Annotated in this window: 3 protein-coding genes; all 3 read right to left on the bottom strand. The window is 64.1% G+C overall.

Translation table 11 applies throughout. The annotated features are described in order from the left end of the window. Nucleotides 1-19: 19 nt before the first annotated feature. Nucleotides 20-262, bottom strand: a complete 243-nt coding sequence (locus WCB02_RS29640; RefSeq protein WP_423963484.1) for a DUF3297 family protein — start codon at nucleotides 260-262, stop codon at nucleotides 20-22. A gap of 35 nt (nucleotides 263-297) precedes the next feature. Then, entirely contained in the window at nucleotides 298-774 is a 477-nt protein-coding gene (locus WCB02_RS29635) for a glutathione peroxidase (protein WP_423963482.1), read from the bottom strand. Between the two features lie 29 nt (nucleotides 775-803). Continuing rightward, nucleotides 804-1,533: amidase family protein (locus WCB02_RS29630; protein ID WP_423963479.1), on the bottom strand; the 730-nt coding region annotated here is incomplete at its 5' end.

Below are 1,533 nucleotides of genomic sequence, written 5' to 3'. Positions count from 1 at the left end.
ACGGAAGATCGATCCGAGACTAACTCTTGTCGCGGAAATACGGTTCGACCGGACCGTGCACCTTGATCGTCAGGGGATTGCCGTAGCGGTCCTTGGCGTTGCCGGCGGTCACGCGCACCCAGCCCTCGCTGACGCAATACTCCTCGACATTGGTCTTCTCGGCACCCTTGAAGCGGATGCCGACATCGCGCGCCAACACATCCGCATTGTAATAGGGGCTGTTCGGATCGACCGACAGCCGGTCCGGCAGCTCCTCGCTCATCGCGCTTGGCTCAGCATTGGTCTCGGTCTTGTCGTTCACAGCAGCGCCTCGATTTCTTTCTTGATGGCTTCCGGCTTCGTGGTCGGCGCATGGCGGCCGACCACGTGGCCCGACCGGTCGACCAGGAATTTGGTGAAATTCCATTTGATGGCGGAGCCGAGCAGGCCCGACTTCTCACTTTTCAGATATTGGTAGAGTGGATGCGCCTTGACGCCATTGACGTCGATCTTGTCGAACAGAGGAAAGCTGACGTCGTATTTGCTCGCGCAAAACTCGGCGATCGCCTGGGCGTCGCCCGGCTCCTGGCCGCCGAACTGGTTGCAGGGAAAGCCGAGCACGGAAAAGCCGCGCGGGGCAAGCTCGCGATGCAACGCCTCGAGCCCTTGATATTGTGGCGTGAACCCGCAGGCGCTCGCGGTATTGACGATCAGCAACACCTGGCCCTCGAACCGTTTCAGCGGCACGTCTTCGCCGGAAAGCGATGTGGCCGTGAAATCGTAGACGTCAGGCATGCTCTACCTTCGATCCGGTTCGCTTCGTTCTAACTCAAAGGATCGATCGGCGACGGCGGCACGCCGCCCGCCTCGATCGCCTCGCCTGCGGCAAAGCACAAATCCTCACGGAACCGGCCGGAAACCACCTGGACGCCGACGGGCACGCGGCCGGCCAACCCGGTGGAGACCGTTAGCCCAGGCAGCCCCATGAAGGGAATAGCGATTTGCGGCATTTGCGCCTCCCAGACCCGGGCAAAGCAGACATCATCCTTGCGGTCCAGTTGGTCCGGGAACGGCAGTTCGCCGGACACCGGGATCAGCAGCACCGCGTAGTTTTCGAGAAACTGCAGCCACTGCCGCGACAACGTCGCACGCCGGGTCAGCGCCTTGGAAAAAGCCGCCGCATCGAACGGAAATACCTTGCTCCGGTTGCCGCGCAGGCAGGCCAGCGCGCCCGGATCGCCTTCGCGCTCGGCGGTTTCGAGTTGCGCCTCGTAGAAATCGCCGAGCCAGAGCTTGGTCTGCAAATCGGCGGGCTCGCGCATCGGCGGGGTATCGGCGATCTCCTCCACCGTCCAGCCGGCACGTTGCAGCCGCTTGCCGGCATCGGCGACTGCGGCCTTCACCTCCGGCGCGGTCCTGAGGCCGTCGGGCTCCAGGCACAAAGCCGCCCGTTTCGGCATCGCGGGCCCCTCGAGCGGCGCCGGCACCCACCAGGGGTCGCGCACATCGCGGCCGGACATGGCCGCCAGCGCCAGCCGAAGGTCGCCGATGGTC

Source organism: Bradyrhizobium sp. (assembly GCF_049581145.1).
Taxonomy (GTDB): Bacteria; Pseudomonadota; Alphaproteobacteria; order Rhizobiales; family Xanthobacteraceae; genus Bradyrhizobium.
Note: the sequence above shows the minus strand (reverse complement) of the source record. Positions and strands in the feature narration are given on the sequence as shown.

Coding starts and splice junctions, on each gene's coding strand:
- WCB02_RS29640 (WP_423963484.1), bottom strand. CDS start 262: ATGAGCGAGGAGCTGCCGGACCGGCTGTCGGTCGATCCGAACAGCCCC.
- WCB02_RS29635 (WP_423963482.1), bottom strand. CDS start 774: ATGCCTGACGTCTACGATTTCACGGCCACATCGCTTTCCGGCGAAGAC.